General features: G+C 75.4%; 16 protein-coding genes. 9 read left to right on the top strand and 7 right to left on the bottom strand.

Annotation, left to right across the window (positions count from 1 at the left end):
• Positions 1-70 precede the first annotated feature (70 nt).
• From J5Y04_RS17230 to J5Y04_RS17220, 3 genes are all read left to right on the top strand, one after another.
• The gene (locus J5Y04_RS17230; RefSeq protein WP_209412921.1) at positions 71-1,117 is read left to right on the top strand and encodes an iron chelate uptake ABC transporter family permease subunit; all 1,047 of its coding nucleotides are present in this window, start codon (positions 71-73) and stop codon (positions 1,115-1,117) included.
• Positions 1,117-1,938, top strand: a complete 822-nt coding sequence (locus tag J5Y04_RS17225; protein ID WP_209412920.1) for an ABC transporter ATP-binding protein — start codon at positions 1,117-1,119, stop codon at positions 1,936-1,938. Before J5Y04_RS17230 ends, J5Y04_RS17225 begins: the two co-directional genes overlap by 1 nt.
• Positions 1,939-1,999: 61 nt before the next feature.
• Positions 2,000-2,965 carry an iron-siderophore ABC transporter substrate-binding protein gene (locus tag J5Y04_RS17220; RefSeq protein ID WP_209412919.1) on the top strand — a complete coding sequence of 322 codons (966 nt, stop codon included), beginning with the start codon at positions 2,000-2,002 and terminating at the stop codon, positions 2,963-2,965.
• 37 nt (positions 2,966-3,002) lie between these two features.
• Here the strand turns inward: J5Y04_RS17220 and J5Y04_RS17215 are convergent, their stop codons facing one another.
• Entirely contained in the window at positions 3,003-4,001 is a 999-nt protein-coding gene (locus J5Y04_RS17215; RefSeq protein WP_209412918.1) for a zinc-dependent alcohol dehydrogenase family protein, read from the bottom strand.
• A 166-nt stretch (positions 4,002-4,167) separates the two neighbouring features.
• On the opposite strand from J5Y04_RS17215, the gene J5Y04_RS17210 reads away from it, so the two are divergent.
• Positions 4,168-4,509 carry a helix-turn-helix transcriptional regulator gene (locus tag J5Y04_RS17210; RefSeq protein WP_209412917.1) on the top strand — a complete coding sequence of 114 codons (342 nt, stop codon included), beginning with the start codon at positions 4,168-4,170 and terminating at the stop codon, positions 4,507-4,509.
• Between the two features lie 10 nt (positions 4,510-4,519).
• Here the strand turns inward: J5Y04_RS17210 and J5Y04_RS17205 are convergent, their stop codons facing one another.
• A complete protein-coding gene (locus tag J5Y04_RS17205; protein WP_209412916.1) occupies positions 4,520-5,314 on the bottom strand; it encodes an AraC family transcriptional regulator in 795 nt (264 codons plus the stop codon).
• 91 nt (positions 5,315-5,405) lie between these two features.
• Between J5Y04_RS17205 and J5Y04_RS17200 the strand changes: the two genes are divergently transcribed.
• Positions 5,406-6,011: a TIGR03086 family metal-binding protein gene (locus J5Y04_RS17200; protein WP_209412915.1), complete on the top strand. Its 606-nt coding sequence runs from the start codon at positions 5,406-5,408 to the stop codon at positions 6,009-6,011.
• 36 nt (positions 6,012-6,047) lie between these two features.
• On the opposite strand, the gene J5Y04_RS17195 is transcribed toward J5Y04_RS17200, so the two are convergent.
• Both J5Y04_RS17195 and J5Y04_RS17190 read right to left on the bottom strand, forming a co-directional pair.
• A complete protein-coding gene (locus J5Y04_RS17195; protein ID WP_209412914.1) occupies positions 6,048-6,647 on the bottom strand; it encodes a TetR/AcrR family transcriptional regulator in 600 nt (199 codons plus the stop codon).
• Positions 6,648-6,749: 102 nt separating this feature from the next.
• Positions 6,750-7,514 (bottom strand): SDR family NAD(P)-dependent oxidoreductase, encoded by a 765-nt coding sequence (locus J5Y04_RS17190; protein ID WP_209412913.1) that lies wholly within the window; start codon positions 7,512-7,514, stop codon positions 6,750-6,752.
• Between the two features lie 123 nt (positions 7,515-7,637).
• Here J5Y04_RS17190 and J5Y04_RS17185 point away from each other — a divergent pair, with 123 nt between their 5' ends.
• On the top strand, positions 7,638-8,273 hold the full coding sequence (locus J5Y04_RS17185; protein ID WP_209412912.1) for an NAD(P)-dependent oxidoreductase: 636 nt from the start codon (positions 7,638-7,640) through the stop codon (positions 8,271-8,273).
• 74 nt (positions 8,274-8,347) lie between these two features.
• On the opposite strand, the gene J5Y04_RS17180 is transcribed toward J5Y04_RS17185, so the two are convergent.
• Entirely contained in the window at positions 8,348-9,265 is a 918-nt protein-coding gene (locus J5Y04_RS17180) for a hypothetical protein (protein WP_209412911.1), read from the bottom strand.
• A 128-nt stretch (positions 9,266-9,393) separates the two neighbouring features.
• On the opposite strand from J5Y04_RS17180, the gene J5Y04_RS17175 reads away from it, so the two are divergent.
• The gene (locus J5Y04_RS17175; RefSeq protein WP_209412910.1) at positions 9,394-11,973 is read left to right on the top strand and encodes a helicase C-terminal domain-containing protein; all 2,580 of its coding nucleotides are present in this window, start codon (positions 9,394-9,396) and stop codon (positions 11,971-11,973) included.
• Positions 11,974-11,981: 8 nt separating this feature from the next.
• On the opposite strand, the gene J5Y04_RS17170 is transcribed toward J5Y04_RS17175, so the two are convergent.
• Entirely contained in the window at positions 11,982-12,236 is a 255-nt protein-coding gene (locus J5Y04_RS17170) for a hypothetical protein (RefSeq protein ID WP_148643356.1), read from the bottom strand.
• Positions 12,237-12,342: 106 nt separating this feature from the next.
• On the opposite strand from J5Y04_RS17170, the gene J5Y04_RS17165 reads away from it, so the two are divergent.
• Together J5Y04_RS17165 and J5Y04_RS17160 are read left to right on the top strand one after the other, a co-directional pair.
• Positions 12,343-12,744: a hypothetical protein gene (locus tag J5Y04_RS17165; protein WP_209412909.1), complete on the top strand. Its 402-nt coding sequence runs from the start codon at positions 12,343-12,345 to the stop codon at positions 12,742-12,744.
• 97 nt (positions 12,745-12,841) lie between these two features.
• Complete coding sequence (locus J5Y04_RS17160; RefSeq protein ID WP_148643358.1) at positions 12,842-14,479, top strand: DNA repair helicase XPB; 1,638 nt, start codon at positions 12,842-12,844, stop codon at positions 14,477-14,479.
• Positions 14,480-14,492: 13 nt separating this feature from the next.
• Here the strand turns inward: J5Y04_RS17160 and J5Y04_RS17155 are convergent, their stop codons facing one another.
• Positions 14,493-14,693, bottom strand: coding sequence for a hypothetical protein (locus J5Y04_RS17155; RefSeq protein ID WP_148643359.1), 201 nt, complete (start codon positions 14,691-14,693; stop codon positions 14,493-14,495).
• Positions 14,694-14,748 lie beyond the last annotated feature (55 nt).

Raw genomic sequence — 14,748 nt, 5'->3', positions numbered from 1 at the left:
AGCGCAGCGAGCGAACCGTCGAGGGGTGCGCGTTGAGCGAAGCGTCTGCCGAGCGCAGCGAGGTGGGCGCATGAGCGCCGTGGCTCTGCGCGGGTACACCGTGCTGCGCGCCGGGCGCGCGTCGTTCCTGCTGCACCGGCGTTCCGCCGTGGCGGCCTGCTGCCTGGCGCTGGTGCTCGCCGCCACCGTCGTCGCCTCGCTCTGCCTGGGCGAGTCCACGGTCTCCCCCGGCGAGGTGGTGAAGGTCCTGCTCGGGCGGCCCAGCCCGCACGAGCTGGTGGTCGGCGAGTTCCGGCTGCCCCGGGTGGTGGTCGGCCTGCTGGTCGGATCAGCGCTCGGCCTGGCCGGCGCGCTGATCCAGACCGTCGCCCGCAATCCGCTGGCCAGCCCCGACGTGGTCGGCGTCTCCTGGGGCGCCACCGCCACCGTGGTCGGCCTGATGGCGTACGGCGTGGTCGGCTCCGCCGGGCAGGTGCCGTACGCGGCGGTGGCCGGCGGCCTGGCGGCCGGCCTGCTGGTGTACCTGCTGGCCTGGCGGCGCGGACTGCACGCCCAGCGGTTCGTGCTGATCGGCATCGGCGTCTCGGTCGCGCTCTCCTCGCTCACCTCCGTCTTCCTCACCAAGGGGGACGGTTTCCAGGCGCAGGCGGCGAAGGTGTGGATGACCGGCAGCCTCAACGGCTCCGGCTACGACCAGGCCGGATGGCTCGCCTGGGTGCTGCCGGCCGCCGCGCCGGTCGCGCTCTGGGCGGCGCGGGCGCAGCGGTCGATCTCCTTCGACGACGCCACCGCCGTCGGCCTCGGGCTGCGGCTGGACCGGATCCGGCTCGGCATGGCGCTGCTCGGCATCGTGCTGGCCTCCTGCGCCGCGGGCGCGGCCGGTCCGGTGGACTTCGTCGCGCTGATGGCCCCGCAGATCGCGCTGCGGCTGGCCCGCTCGGCGCAGGTCCCGCTGCTCTGTTCGGCCCTGACCGGCGCGCTGGTCGTCGTCCTGGCCGACCTGCTGGCCCGGCGGCTGCTCGCGCCCACCGAGCTGCCGGTCGGCGTGGTGACCGGGCTGGTCGGCGCGCCGTACCTGATGTGGCTGCTGATCCGATCCCGCCGTGGAGGCTCCTGATGACCGTTCCCCCGGTGCCCGGCCACCGTCTCGAAGCCCGCGGCCTGACCCTCGCCTACGAGGCGCGCACGGTCGTCGAGGGGCTGGACCTCGTCGTCCCGGACGGCCGGGTGACGGTGATCGTCGGCCCGAACGCCTGCGGCAAGTCGACGCTGCTGCGCGCCCTCGGCCGGCTGCTGAAGCCGGTGCGCGGCGCGGTGCTGCTGGACGGCGCCGAACTGGCCCGCGTCCCCACCAAGCGGATCGCCCAGCGGATCGGCCTGCTGCCGCAGTCCCCCACCGCGCCCGAGGGCATCTCGGTGGCGGACCTGGTCTCGCGCGGCCGCCAGCCGCACCAGAGCTGGTGGCAGCAGTGGTCGGCCGAGGACGAGCAGGCGGTGGCGGAGGCGCTGGAGCGCACCTCCACGGCCGAGCTGGCCGAGCGCAGCGTCGACGAGCTGTCGGGCGGCCAGCGCCAGCGGGCCTGGATCGCGATGGCGCTCGCCCAGGGGACGGACATCCTGCTGCTGGACGAGCCGACCACCTTCCTGGACATCGCCCACCAGGTGGAGGTGCTGGACCTCGTCCGGCGGCTCAACGTCGAGCGCGGGAGGACGGTGGTCGCCGTCCTGCACGACCTCAACCAGGCGGCCCGGTACGCGGACCACCTGGTGGCCATGCGCGACGGGCGGATCGTCGCCCAGGGCCCGCCGGGCGAGGTCGTGACGGCGGAGCTGGTGCGGGAGGTCTTCGGGCTGTCCTCGGTGGTCGTCCCGGACCCGGTGACCGGCACCCCGCTGGTCGTCCCGGGCGCGCCGTGGGCGGTGAAGGCGGACGCCTAGCGGGCAATTCGGACATAATCGACGCGCCCGCGCCCGTGTGCCCATCCACCGAGGACCGCCGATGCCCCCGATCGCCCGCCGCGCCCTGCTCGCGGGGCTCGGCGCCGCCGCCCTCGGCGGCTGCGCCGTACGGCACGCCGCCCCGCCCGCCGACGCCGCGACGGGCACCGTGACCCCGAGCCCGGAAGCGGTACCCAACGTCACCGTGAACACCGCGACGGGGCCGGTGGTCGTCCCGGGCGCGCCGATGCGGGTGGTCACGCTGGACACGGGGGAGCTCGACTCGGCCCTCACCCTCGGCATCACCCCGGTCGGGGCGGCCCTGGCGCCGCTGGACTCCGGCTTCCCCGACTACTGGCCCCTGTCCCGGCTCAGCGGGATCACCCGGGTGGGGTCGATCGGCTCACCGGACCTGGCGGTCCTCCGCGCCGTCCGGCCGGACCTCGTCCTCTCCAACCAGACCAGCGACGGCGCCCGGTACGACCAGCTCCGCGGGATCGCCCCCACGGTGCTCACGCAGACCACCGGCGCCCCCTGGAAGGCCAACTTCCAGGTGCACGCCCAGGCGCTCAGCCGCCAGGAGGCGGCGGCGGCGTTCGTCTCGTCCTACCAGCGGCACGTCTCCCAGGTGGTCCAGGCGCTGTCCGGCGCCAGGGCCTCGGGCCGGAAGGTCAGCCTGGTGCGGTTCGTCCAGGGCGGCATCCGGCTGTACGGCAGGCAGACCTTCCCCGGCACCGTCCTGGCCGACGTACAGCTCGGCCGGCCGGACGCGCAGAACGTCGACCAGTCCGACTTCGAGATCCCCGTCGACCAGCTCGCCAAGGCCGACGGCGACCTGCTGGTGTACGCCACCTACGGCGACCCGGCCGGCACCGCCGCCGTCCTGGCCACCCCGGCCTGGCAGTCCCTCGGGGCGGTCAAGGCGCACCGGGCCTTCGAGGTGGACGACCAGCTCTGGTTCCAGGGCAACGGCTACACGGCCGCCAACTACGTCCTGGCGGAGCTGCAGCGCTTCCTGGGGGCGTGAGCGGGGCGGCCCGGGCAGGACCGCCCCGGCCGGACCCTCAGTGGTCGACGGTCACCACGATCTTGCCCAGCTGGTTGCCCGCCTCCATGTACCGGTGCGCCTCCGCGATCTCGGCCAGGCCGAAGACCCTGTCCACCACCGGCGTGAACGCCCCGCTGCGCAGCCCCGAGGCGACGAACGCCTCCGCCCGGCGCAGCCGTTCGCCGTCCCTGGTGATCTCGTGCAGCGTGTACGTGCGCATGTTCAGCGCCGGCATGCCGAGTTCGAAGCCCGGGTAGGGCGTCGGCTCGCCGCTCAGGGCGCCGTACAGGAACAGGGTGCCGCCGGGGGCGACCACCTTGGCCAGGTCGAGCACGCCGCGGCCGGCCACGGCGTCGAAGACGAACTCGGCACCCCGCCCCCCGGTCAGTTCGCGCACCCGCCCGACGACGTCCTCCTCCTCGGTGACGATCACCGCGGCCGCGCCCGCCTTGAGCAGGGCGTCCCGCTTGGCCTGCGTCCGGGTGGTGGCGATGGGCACCGCCCCCACCCGGTGGGCGAGTTGGATCGCGGCCAGGCCCACGCTGCTGGAGGCCGCCGTGATCACCACGGTGTCCCCGGCGCGCATGCCGCCCACGTCGACCAGTGCGCCGTAGGCGGTCAGGTACGGCATCCAGACCGCGGCGCCCGCCACCGCGTCGAGCCCCTCGGGACGGTGGACCACCGCCGCCGCCGGAACGATCGCGTGCTCGGCGTAGACGCCGTAGTCGTTCATCGAGAACGCGGGCACCACACTGACCGCCTGCCCGGGCTCGAAGCCGGTCACGTCCGGACCGACCACCTCGACCACACCCGCGGCCTCGGAGCCGAGCCGGGCGGGGAACTCCCGGACCGGCTCGATGTAGACGCCGCTGCGGAACAGCACCTCGGCCCGGTTGAGCCCGATCGCGTCCACCCGGATCAGCAGCTCGCCGGGGCCGGGCGTGCCGACCTCCGCGTCCTCCAGCCGCAGCACCTCCGGCCCGCCGTGTTCGTGGAACCGCACCGTCCTGGCCATCGCGCCCGCCCCTTCCGATCGCTGACGGCGGCCCGGGAACCGTCGGCCGCCGCAGATCACTGAACCTGAAAGTACGTCAGCTGTCAAACTTCGATGACTGTCGTACTTTGATGCAGGCCATACTCTGACCACCCCCGTACGACAAGCCCCCGGAGATCGGAGCGAGATGGCGACCACACGGCGCAGCGGACAGCAGGACCGCACCCCGCCCCACCCCGACCTCCGGGAGGTCACCCTCCAGCAGGTCCTGGAGGCCGTGGTCGACCCGGTGCGCCGCCTGATCGTCGGCGGGCTGTACGCCGCCGGCGAGGACCTCGCCTGCGGCACGATCGAGCTGCCGGTCAGCAAGTCCACCGCCACCCACCACTTCCACGTGCTGCGCGAGGCCGGGCTCATCCGGCAGTACTACGTCGGTACCTCGCGGATGAACGCGCTGCGCCGGGAGGAGTTCGAGGAGGCCTTCCCCGGGCTGCTGCGCGCGCTGATGGACGCGCACGAGCGGGGCTGAGCCGCCCCGGTCACCGGCCCCCGGCGTAGCGGGCCGGCGAGAGGCCCACCGCCGCCGTGAAGTCGCGGGTGAAGTGGGCCTGGTCGGCGTATCCGAGCTCGGCGGCCAGCGCGGCCCAGTCCACGTCCGCCCCCCGGTCGGCGCGCTGGGCGGCCTCGTGCAGCCGGGCCCGCCGCAGCACCCACTTGGGCGCCGCGCCGACGTACTCGGCGAAGAGTCGCTGCACCTGGCGGACGGTGACGCCGAACTCGGCGGCCAGCTCGTCCACGCGGCGCAGGTCCGGCGAGCCGGTGACGCGCTCGACCATCGCGGCGGCAAGCTCCGCCTGACGGTCCGCCACCGGGGCGGGCAGCCGGGCGAGCAGGAAGGCGTCCACCAGTGCGGCCGGCTCCGCGGCTCCGGACAGCACCTCCTCGTTGAGCAGGTCGACGGCAGCCCCGAAGACCCCTGCCGCCGGCACCGACCGGTCGGCGAGCCCGGCCACCGGGCGGTCGGTGAACGGGCGGAATCCGCCCGGCCGGAACTTGACCCCCAGCACGTGCCCCGCGCCCTCCAGCCGGCGCACGAACAGCGACCGGTCGACGCCGTAGACGCGCGCCCGCGGGGCCTCGAACACCAGATGGACGTTGGGGTGGGCGAGCACCTTCTGCTCGTGCGCGGGCAGCCCGCGGCGGTCCCACCGGACCAGCCAGTAGAACTCGACCAGGCGCGCCAGCCCGGGAGCGGGCCCGTACCGGTCCAGGTGGACCACGCCCGCCGCCCGTCCGGGGTGGAGCACCCCGCGGCCGAGATCAGGACCGTTCATGCCGCCAGGCTAGGACGTGCCGCCGACAGCAGGGGCCCCGTCGTCGCGTTTCTTCAAGACCCGGCGCCGCCACCCCGCGCAGGATCGGGCCATGAACGGTCATGCACTCCACCCCCTCATGGCTCAGGCCGCCGCGGAGGCCGCGCGCATCGCCCGCGGCGTCCGCCCGGAGCAGCTGGACGGACCCACCCCCTGCACCGGGTTCGACACCCGGGCGCTGGTCAACCACTGGGTGCTCTACACCTCGCACGGCCTGGAGCACCGGGCCCTGCGCAAGGACCTGCCGCAGGACCTCGTCGAGCGCGACTTCACCGCCGACCCCGCCTGGGCCGACGCCTACGCCGCCCAGTTGGAGCGGGCCGTCGCGGCCTGGGCCGACCCGGCGGTCTGGGAGGGCGACGTGAACCTGGGCGGGTCGCCGATGCCCGCGGCCGCCATCGCCCGGATGCTGGTCCTGGAGCTGGTGCTGCACGGGTGGGACGTCGCCCGCGCGACCGGCCAGCGGACCGGGGCCGGGGACGAACTGGCCGGGGCGGTCCTCGGGATCGTCGAGGAGTTCGCCGCGCTCTTCCGCCAGTACGACGGGTTCGCCGGCCCCGTCGCCGTGCCCGCCGAGGCCTCGCCGCTCGACCGCGCGCTGGCCGCGTCGGGCCGCGACCCGCAGTGGGCCCCGGCCCCGGCGGCCGCGTCCGCCTGAGCCCCGCCCCCGACGCCCGCGCGGGCCTGCGACCCGTCAGGCCGCAGGCCCGCCCAGCGCGCTCCGGACCAGCCGGGTGACGGCCGGGACCGCCGTCCGCAGGTCACCGTCGGGGCCGGCCGTCTCGCCGGCCAGCGCGTCGAAGGTCTCGAAGCCGGTGAGGACGAACAGCAGCGCGGCCGCGTCCTGCGGTACGCCGTCGAGCCGGGCGGCCAGCACCCGGGCGCCCTCGCGGCGGCGGGCGTCGCGTGCGGCGATGACCCGGCCCACCTCCTCGTCCAGTGCGGCGAGCGCGCGCAGCCGGCGGGTGCAGACCCGGTCCACCGCCCAGAAGCCGCCCATCACCTCGACGAAACGGTCCACCGCCGGCCAGGGCCCGGGCAGCGTGAACGCCTCGGCGAGCCGCGCCATCCCGCCCTCGGCCGCGAGCGCGTCGCAGACGGCCTCCAACAGGCCCGTCTTCGATCCGAACTGGTAGTAGACGGTGGCCCGGGCGACGTCCGCCCGCTTGGCGACCGCGTCCAGCGAGAGCGTGCCCGTCCCGGCCAGCTGCCCCCGCGCGGCCGCGACGATCCGCGCGCGCGTCTCGTCCACGTCCGCCTGCCGCTGTCCCATCCGGTAGGACCGGGGGCTCATCGCGCTCGCCTCCACTCGCTCGTCCCGCCGCCGGTGCAACGGCGGTCGGACCTCTCGTGAACAGGCAGTATCCCCGATGGGCCGGCGCCCCGGGCGGGGGCGTCAGACGATGACCCGGCCGCCGCTGACGTCCAGCGTCTGGCCGGTGATCCACGAGGACGCGGTGGACGCCAGGAAGAGCGTGGCCGCCGCGATGTCGGCCGGTTCGCCGAGCCGGCCGAGCGGGTGGGCCGCGGCGACGGCCGCCTGCACCTCGGGCGGCATGACGGCGGCCGTCCGCTCGGTCCGGACGGCGCCGGGCGCGATCGCGTTGACCCGGACGCCCTCGCCCGCCAGCTCCAGGGCGAGGTGGCGGGTGTACATCAGCACCCCCGCCTTGGCGGCCGCGTACGCGGCGGAGGAGCCGCTGGGCAGCCGGCCGGCCGTGGAGGCCATGGTGACCACCGAGCCGGCGCCGCGTTCCAGCAGACCCGGCAGGAACGCCTGGACGGTGAGGAAGGTGGCCGTGAGGTTGGCCTCCAGCACGGCGCGCCAGTGCTCCTCGGTCTCCCGGACGGTCGGCACCGGGTAGCCGTCCCCGCCGGCGAAGGCGGCGAGGACATCGACCGGGCCGAGCCCCTCCTCGATCCGGTCGGCGGCCCGGGCGAGCGCGGCGGCGTCGGTGCAGTCGGCGACCAGGCCGAGCGCCTTGGCACCCAGCTCGCGCAGCTCGCCCTCGACGGCGGCCAGGGCCGTCCCGTCCCGGCCGAGGACGGCGACGGCCGCACCCTGCCGGGCGAACGAGCGGGCGGTCTCGGCGCCGATGCCGCGGCTGCCGCCGGTGATCACGACGACCTTGCCGGACAGGTCGGGGTACTGAACTCGCATGTCCCATCACTCCCTTGAGCCGAACTGTGTGGTTCACTGGATTCAGTCATACAGCCTGTCTGAATGAATCGGCAAGGGCAGACCCCCGAGCGGACCTCGGGGCCGCCCGCAAGGAGGAACGCGATGAAACTCGCCGTCGTCGGCGCCGCCGGCCGCACCGGCCGCCTGGTCGTCGACCTCGCCCTGGCCGCCGGGCACACCGTCACGGCCGTTGCCCGCACGCCCTCCCGGCTACCGGAGTTCGCGCACGGCACGCCGCACATCGTGCAGGCCGACGTCCACCGGCCCGGCTCCCTGCGCGAGCCGCTGACCGGCCAGGACGCGGTGGTCTCGACGCTCGGCACCACCGGCCGGGCCGCCACCACGGTCTTCTCGGACGGCGCACGGGAGCTGGTGGCCGCCGCGCGGGCCGGCGGGCCGCAGCACCTGGTGGTGATGGGCTCGGCGGGGCTGGAGACCGGCCATCTGCCGTTCGCCCAGCGGGTGGTGTCCCGGCTGGTGGTCGACCGGCTCTACCGGGAGATCCACCGCGACCTGGCCCGGATGGAGGCGGTCCTGGAGGACTCCGACACGGCCTGGACCGTCGTCCGCGCCCCGATGCTCAAGGACGGGCCGCCCGCCGCCGGCCCCCGCGTCTCGTACGACCGCCCGCTCCCCGGGGCGGGCACCGCCACCCGGGCCACCATCGCGGCCTGGATCGTGGGGCACCTCGGCGCACCCGAGACCTTCCGCCGCCGGGTCACCATCGCCGACGACTGACGGCCGGGCCCGCGGCTCACCCCTCCGGGCGGGCCCGCCGCTCCGGTCGGGCACGCCACTGCGGCCGGACGGGCTCACCCCTCCGGGCGGGCCCGCCGCTTGAACGCCACGGCCAGCAGGAACAGCGCCGACAGCACCGCGGCCACGCGCAGCACGCCGGGCGCGGCCGACCAGGCGACCTGGCCCGCCTGCTGGCCCGGCTGGAGCGCCTCGCCCCAGCGGCCCTGGGCCCTGCCCCAGAACCAGACGGTGGTGGCGCTCATCGTCATCAGGGGAATGCCGAGGATGCCGACCTTGCGGGTGAAGTCGGTGAGCCGGCTGGACAGGTAGCCGAGCCCCCAGCCGACCAGCATCACCACGAGCTGGCTGCTGACGGCGCCGCCGAGCAGCGTCACCGCGGCCAGCAGCAGGAGCGGGGAGGGGCGGCGGCCGGCCATCGCGGACGGTTTCGCACCGGCCGCGGCGCCGGCGTCGGGCGCCGCATCGGGCGTGGCGGCCTGCGGCGGGGGCGCCGCCCGGCCCTTCCTCCGCTTCCTGCCCTTGTCCTGCGCGGCGGCCGGGGCGGCGGGCGGGGTCTGCGCAGGGGCGTCCTCGGCGGCGGTCCGCTGCTCGGGGATCGGCTTGTCGGCCGGGCCAGGTCCGTCCGAGAAGTCCAGCGACACGAGGGACCAGTCGCCCGCGTTCACGGCCGTGAAGGGAGCCGGCACGGCGTCCGGATCGGCGTCCGCGTCCGCGATCGGCTGCGGCACCCAGGGCGAGCCCGGGTCGTCCGCGGCCGGCGAAGGCCGACGTCCGGACGGCGGGCCGGCAGGCGGTCCGGTGACCGGCCCGGCGGACGGCGGCGCGGACGGCGGATCGGCGGGCCGCGGCGGCACCGCGGACGCCCCGTCGGCGTACACACTGTCCTCGCCCTCCGAGCCCGCGCCGCCGTCACCGCCCCCCGGCGGCCCGCTCCACGGCCCCCGCTTGCGCCACCACTCGCCGTCCGACATTCGCCCCACACCCCGCCTCGCCCGTGCCGCAGCGGCCGTCGTGGGGCCGCCGGTCAGACGGTACCCACCCCGACCGGGGCCACGCCGACCGGTCCCCACCGTGCCCCCTCCCGACTAACCTAGGTCGAATGACCACACAGCAGGGCCCCCAACGCACCGGCAAGGCGCCCGCCGGCCCGCGCACCCTCGCCGACGAGCTCCGCAGCCGCGCGGACGACGACCTCGCCACCCTGCTCCGGTCCCGCCCCGACCTGCTCAACCCCGTGCCCGGTGACCTCACCCAGCTCGCCGCCCGGCTCTCCTCCCGCGCCTCCGCACTGCGCGCCCTGGAGCGGCTGGACCGCTTCACCCTCCAGGTCGCCGAGGCGCTGGCCGCCGCACCGGACGGCGCCTCCCCGGCCACCGTGAAGGCGCTCCTCACCGGCCCGGCCAGGGTCAAGCCCCACCCCGGCGCCACCCCGCTGACCACCGCGGACCGGGCCGCCGTCACCGCCGCCCTCCCGCGCGCGCTCGCCACCCTGCGCGACCGCGCGCTGCTCTGGGGGCCGGAGAACGGGCTGCGCCTGGTCATCGCGGCCCGCGAGGCGCTCGCGCCCACCGCCGCCAACCCCGGCCGCACCGGCCTCGGCCCGACCCTGGCCGACGCCACCGTCGGCATGTCCCCGGCCCGGCTCCAGCAGTTGCTCGCCTCGGCCGGGCAGCCCGCCACCCCGGACCCGGTGACGGCCGTCGCCGCGCTCACCGCGCTGCTCGGCGACCGCGCCCGCTGCGACGCCCTGCTCGCCACCGCGCCCGAACCGGCGCTGCGGCTGCTGGACCGGCTGGTCTGGGGCCCGCCCACCGGCACCGTCCCGGACGCCACCCGGCCGGTCACCGCCGAGGACGCGCAGAGCCCGGTCGAGTGGCTGCTGGCCCGCGGCCTGCTGCTGCCCAGCAGCCCCGGCAGCGTCGTCCTGCCCCGCGAACTCGCCCTGCACCTGCGCGGCGGCCGCACCCACCGCGTGGTCGAGCCGGTCCAGCCGGAGCCGGCCCCGGCCGCCGCCCCGCGCGATCCACAGGTTGTGGACAAGGCCGCCGCCGGCCAGGCGCACACCGCCGTCCGGATCGTCGAGGAGGTGCTCGACCTCTGGGGCCTCAACCCCCCGCCCACCCTGCGCGCCGGCGGCCTCGGCGTCCGCGACCTCAAGCGCACCGCGCAGGCCCTGGAGACCACCGAGCAGCAGACCGCCTTCTGGCTCGAACTCGCCTACACCTGCGGCCTGCTGGCCCCCGACGGTGAGGCCGACGAGCGCTGGGCGCCCACCCCGGCCTACGACGGCTGGCTCCAGCAGGACACCGCCGACCGCTGGGCGGTGCTGGCCGGCGGCTGGCTCACCGCCACCCGCGTCGCCGCCCTCACCGGCTCCCCGGACGGCAAGGGCAAGGCACGGGCCGCGCTCGGCCCCGAGCTGGACCGCACCCTGGCCCCGTCGGTCCGCCGCGCGGCCCTCGCCCTGCTCGCCGAACTGCCGCCCGGCACCGCCGCCACCGCCGGCGAACTGCTGCCCACCCTGCGCTGGCAGCGCCCGCTGCGCGGCGGCCCGGTCACCGGCCAGGCCCCCGCCACCGGCCCGGGTCCCGCCGGCCAGACCCACACCGGCCAGGCCCACGCGGGGCAGGAGCCCGCCGGGCAGACCCACGACCTGCGCGACGACCTCACGGCGTGGACCCTCGCCGAGGCCGAACTGCTCGGCGTCACCGGCCGCGGCGCCCTCGCCTCCCACGCCCGCGCGCTGCTCACCGCCGAGGCCGACCCTGCCGAGGTGCTGGCCCCGCTGCTGCCGCAGCCACTGGACCACGTGATCCTCCAGCCGGACCTCACCGCGATCGCCCCCGGCCCCCTGCTCACCCCGCTCGCCCAGGCGCTCGCGCTCTGCGCCGACATCGAGTCCAAGGGCGGCGCCACCGTCTACCGGTTCACCACCGCGTCCGTCCGCCGGGCCCTCGACGCCGGCCGCACCGCCGCCGACCTCCAGGCCTTCCTGGAACAGCACTCGCGCACGCCCGTCCCGCAGCCGCTCGCCTACCTGATCGACGACGTCGCCCGCCGGCACGGCATCCTGCGGGTCGGCGCCGCCTCCTCCTACCTGCGCTGCGACGACCCGGCGCTGCTGAACGAGGTCCTGGCCGACCGCCGCTCCGTCGACCTGCGGCTGCGCCTGCTCGCCCCCACCGTCCTCGCCGCCCAGGCCGCGCCGGACGTGCTGCTCGCGGCCCTGCGCGGCATGGGCTACGCGCCCGCCGCCGAATCCGCCGAGGGCGACGTGCTGATCACCCGGCCGGACAGCCACCGCACCCCGCCGCGCGCGGCCCCCGTCCCCGTCCCGGACGGCCCGCCCACGCCCGACGACACCCTGCTCGCCGCCGCCATCAAGGCCATCCGGGCGGGTGACCGCGCCGCCACCGCCGTCCGCCGCGAGCACACCCCCGACCCGCGCCAACTCCCGCGCACCCCGGCCGCCGAGACCCTCGCCGCACTGCAGACGGCCGTGTTGCTCGGCGAGCGGATGTGGATCGGCTACCTCAACGCCGAGGGGCTCTCCAGCCAGCGGATCATCGACCCGGTCAAGGTCGAGGGCGGCTTCGTCACCGCCTTCGACCACCACGCCGACGAGCTGCGCACCTTCGCCCTGCACCGGATCACCGGCGTCGCCGAACTGGAGGAGTGACCGCAGGATCAGTGGCCCTGCTGGGCCTCCTTCACCTTCTCCTTGACCGCCTTGTCCGCCAGCGTGCCGATCTGGTCCTTGCCGACCGGCAGTTCGGGAGCCCCGGCCAGGTCGGCGATCAGGAAGGCGGGGGACGCGAGCAGCCCGCCCGGGCCCTCGCCGACGCCCGCGAGGGCGTGGGCGGAACCGGCGGAGGAGGCGGTCGCGGCGAAGGCCGAACCGAGGAGGGCGAGAGCGGTGAGGGCACGCTTCGACTTGTTCATGACCTGCTCTAACGAGCGACGCCCGCACTGGTCACAGCCCTGCGGTTGACGACCCCGCCGGCCCGGCGTAGTCCGGAGGAGAGGGGGGTTTGCGGAAGGAGTCACCATGCTCGGCGATCGGATAGCGGAGATTCGGAGCCAGGACACCGTCCGGCGGGTGCTCGCCGGCGGCGAGGGCCCGGTGGTCGAGGTCTCGTTCCAGGGCACGGGAGAGGTCCTCGGCACCCCGGTCACGGAGTTCGCCACCTACGAGTCGGAACTCCACGCCGACGGCACGCTGTTCGGTGAGGGCCAGGGCGTCGACATGACCGCCGACGGCCAGACCATCACCTGGCACGGCAGCGGCGTCGGCCACTTCACCGAGGGCGGCGGCGTCTCGTTCCGCGGCTCGGTCTTCTTCACCACCGCGTCCCCGCAGTTCTCCCGCCTGAACGGCATCGCCGGCGTCTTCGAGTTCGACTCCACCGCCGACGGCAAGAACAGCGCCAAGGTGTTCGAGTGGAAGTAGCCCCCGCCCGGGCGGCCTCCCGCCTTCCCCGCCGGATGCGCGACACTGGAGGGTCTGCGTCCCGACAGACCTGTCAGCCAGTGGAGGGCTCCCCCGCGTGAACGACGGACCGCTCATCGTCCAGAGCGACAAAACTCTTCTCCTGGAGATCGACCACCCCAAGGCCTCCGACTGCCGCCGCGCCATCGCGCCGTTCGCCGAACTGGAGCGCGCGCCCGAGCACGTGCACACCTACCGGGTGACCCCGCTCGGGCTGTGGAACGCGCGCGCCGCCGGGCACGACGCCGAGCAGGTGGTCGACGCCCTGGTGACGTACTCCCGCTACCCCGTCCCGCACGCGCTGCTGGTCGACGTGGCCGACACCATGGCGCGCTACGGGCGGCTCAGGCTCTCCAAGCACCCCACCCACGGCCTGGTGCTCACCACCACGGACCGCCCGGTGCTGGAGGAGGTGCTGCGCTCCAAGAAGATCGTCCCGCTGGTCGGCGCCCGGGTGGACCCGGACACCGTCGTCGTCCACCCGTCCGAGCGCGGCCAGATCAAGCAGGTGCTGCTCAAACTCGGCTGGCCCGCCGAGGACTTCGCCGGCTACGTGGACGGCGAGGCGCACCCGATCGAGCTGGACCAGAACGGCTGGCAGCTGCGCCCGTACCAGGCGCAGGCCGTCGAGGGCTTCTGGCACGGCGGCTCGGGCGTCGTGGTGCTGCCCTGCGGCGCCGGCAAGACGCTGGTCGGCGCCGCCGCCATGGCCGAGGCCAAGTCGACCACGCTCATCCTGGTCACCAACACCGTCTCGGCCCGGCAGTGGAAGCACGAACTGGTCAAGCGCACCTCGCTGACCGAGGACGAGATCGGCGAGTACAGCGGGACGAAGAAGGAGATCCGCCCGGTCACCATCGCCACCTACCAGGTGATGACGACCAAGCGGAAGGGCGTCTACGCCCACCTGGAGCTGTTCGACGCCCGCAACTGGGGCCTGGTGGTCTACGACGAGGTGCACCTGCTGCCCGCGCCGGTGTTCAAGTTCACCGCCGACCTCCAGGCCCGCCGCCGGCTCGGCCTGACCGCCACCCTGGTCCGCGAGGACGGCCGCGAGGGCGACGTCTTCTCGCTCATCGGCCCCAAGCGCTTCGACGCCCCGTGGAAGGAGATCGAGGCGCAGGGCTACATCGCGCCCGCCGACTGCTGCGAGGTCCGGGTCACCCTCACCGACTCCGAGCGGCTCGCCTACGCGACCGCCGAGCCCGAGGAGCGGTACCGCTTCTGCGCCACCACCGCCACCAAGCGGCGGGTGGTGGAGGCGCTGGTCAAGAAGCACGAGAAGGACCAGACGCTGATCATCGGGCAGTACATCGACCAGCTGGACGAGCTCGGCGAGGCCCTGGACGCGCCGGTGATCAAGGGCGAGACCAGCAACGCCCAGCGCGAGAAGCTGTTCGAGGCCTTCCGGACCAAGGAGATCAGCGTCCTGGTGGTCTCCAAGGTCGCCAACTTCTCCATCGACCTGCCGGAGGCGACCGTCGCCATCCAGGTCTCCGGCACCTTCGGCTCCCGCCAGGAGGAGGCCCAGCGCCTGGGCCGCGTGCTGCGCCCGAAGGCGGACGGCCACGCGGCGCACTTCTACTCGGTGGTGGCCCGCGACACCGTCGACCAGGACTTCGCCGCCCACCGGCAGCGCTTCCTGGCCGAGCAGGGCTACGCGTACCGCATCATCGACGCGGACGACGTGTTGTAACCCCCGGCAACGCTCAGTACTTGACGCCGTCGCGCCCGAGGAAGACCACGCGCGCGGCGGTGTCGAGGGCGATGCCGACGTTGCGGACGGCGGTCTTCAGTGGGCTGCGGCGCCGGCCGGGGCCGGTGGCCGCGGTGGCGGTGGCGCCCGCGGGGCGGGCAGGGGCGGACTTCTGGTTCGGCACTCGCGGCGCCGTGACGTGTACGGTGCTCATGCCTTCAACGGTAGGCTCCCGAGCGGGCCGGGCACATCACCCCAAAGGCCGTACC

It is taken from the genome of Kitasatospora sp. RG8 (assembly GCF_017813315.1).
In the GTDB taxonomy this organism is placed as follows: domain Bacteria; phylum Actinomycetota; class Actinomycetes; order Streptomycetales; family Streptomycetaceae; genus Kitasatospora.
Note: the sequence above shows the minus strand (reverse complement) of the source record. Positions and strands in the feature narration are given on the sequence as shown.

What these genes read in the sequence shown, in the direction of transcription:
- J5Y04_RS17155 (WP_148643359.1), bottom strand. Translation starts at nt 14,693, where the DNA reads ATGAGCACCGTACACGTCACGGCGCCGCGAGTGCCGAACCAGAAGTCC.
- J5Y04_RS17200 (WP_209412915.1), top strand. Translation starts at nt 5,406, where the DNA reads ATGAACGGTCATGCACTCCACCCCCTCATGGCTCAGGCCGCCGCGGAG.
- J5Y04_RS17190 (WP_209412913.1), bottom strand. Translation starts at nt 7,514, where the DNA reads ATGCGAGTTCAGTACCCCGACCTGTCCGGCAAGGTCGTCGTGATCACC.
- J5Y04_RS17170 (WP_148643356.1), bottom strand. Translation starts at nt 12,236, where the DNA reads ATGAACAAGTCGAAGCGTGCCCTCACCGCTCTCGCCCTCCTCGGTTCG.
- J5Y04_RS17230 (WP_209412921.1), top strand. Translation starts at nt 71, where the DNA reads ATGAGCGCCGTGGCTCTGCGCGGGTACACCGTGCTGCGCGCCGGGCGC.
- J5Y04_RS17195 (WP_209412914.1), bottom strand. Translation starts at nt 6,647, where the DNA reads ATGAGCCCCCGGTCCTACCGGATGGGACAGCGGCAGGCGGACGTGGAC.
- J5Y04_RS17210 (WP_209412917.1), top strand. Translation starts at nt 4,168, where the DNA reads ATGGCGACCACACGGCGCAGCGGACAGCAGGACCGCACCCCGCCCCAC.
- J5Y04_RS17175 (WP_209412910.1), top strand. Translation starts at nt 9,394, where the DNA reads ATGACCACACAGCAGGGCCCCCAACGCACCGGCAAGGCGCCCGCCGGC.
- J5Y04_RS17220 (WP_209412919.1), top strand. Translation starts at nt 2,000, where the DNA reads ATGCCCCCGATCGCCCGCCGCGCCCTGCTCGCGGGGCTCGGCGCCGCC.
- J5Y04_RS17215 (WP_209412918.1), bottom strand. Translation starts at nt 4,001, where the DNA reads ATGGCCAGGACGGTGCGGTTCCACGAACACGGCGGGCCGGAGGTGCTG.
- J5Y04_RS17225 (WP_209412920.1), top strand. Translation starts at nt 1,117, where the DNA reads ATGACCGTTCCCCCGGTGCCCGGCCACCGTCTCGAAGCCCGCGGCCTG.
- J5Y04_RS17165 (WP_209412909.1), top strand. Translation starts at nt 12,343, where the DNA reads ATGCTCGGCGATCGGATAGCGGAGATTCGGAGCCAGGACACCGTCCGG.
- J5Y04_RS17185 (WP_209412912.1), top strand. Translation starts at nt 7,638, where the DNA reads ATGAAACTCGCCGTCGTCGGCGCCGCCGGCCGCACCGGCCGCCTGGTC.
- J5Y04_RS17205 (WP_209412916.1), bottom strand. Translation starts at nt 5,314, where the DNA reads ATGAACGGTCCTGATCTCGGCCGCGGGGTGCTCCACCCCGGACGGGCG.
- J5Y04_RS17180 (WP_209412911.1), bottom strand. Translation starts at nt 9,265, where the DNA reads ATGTCGGACGGCGAGTGGTGGCGCAAGCGGGGGCCGTGGAGCGGGCCG.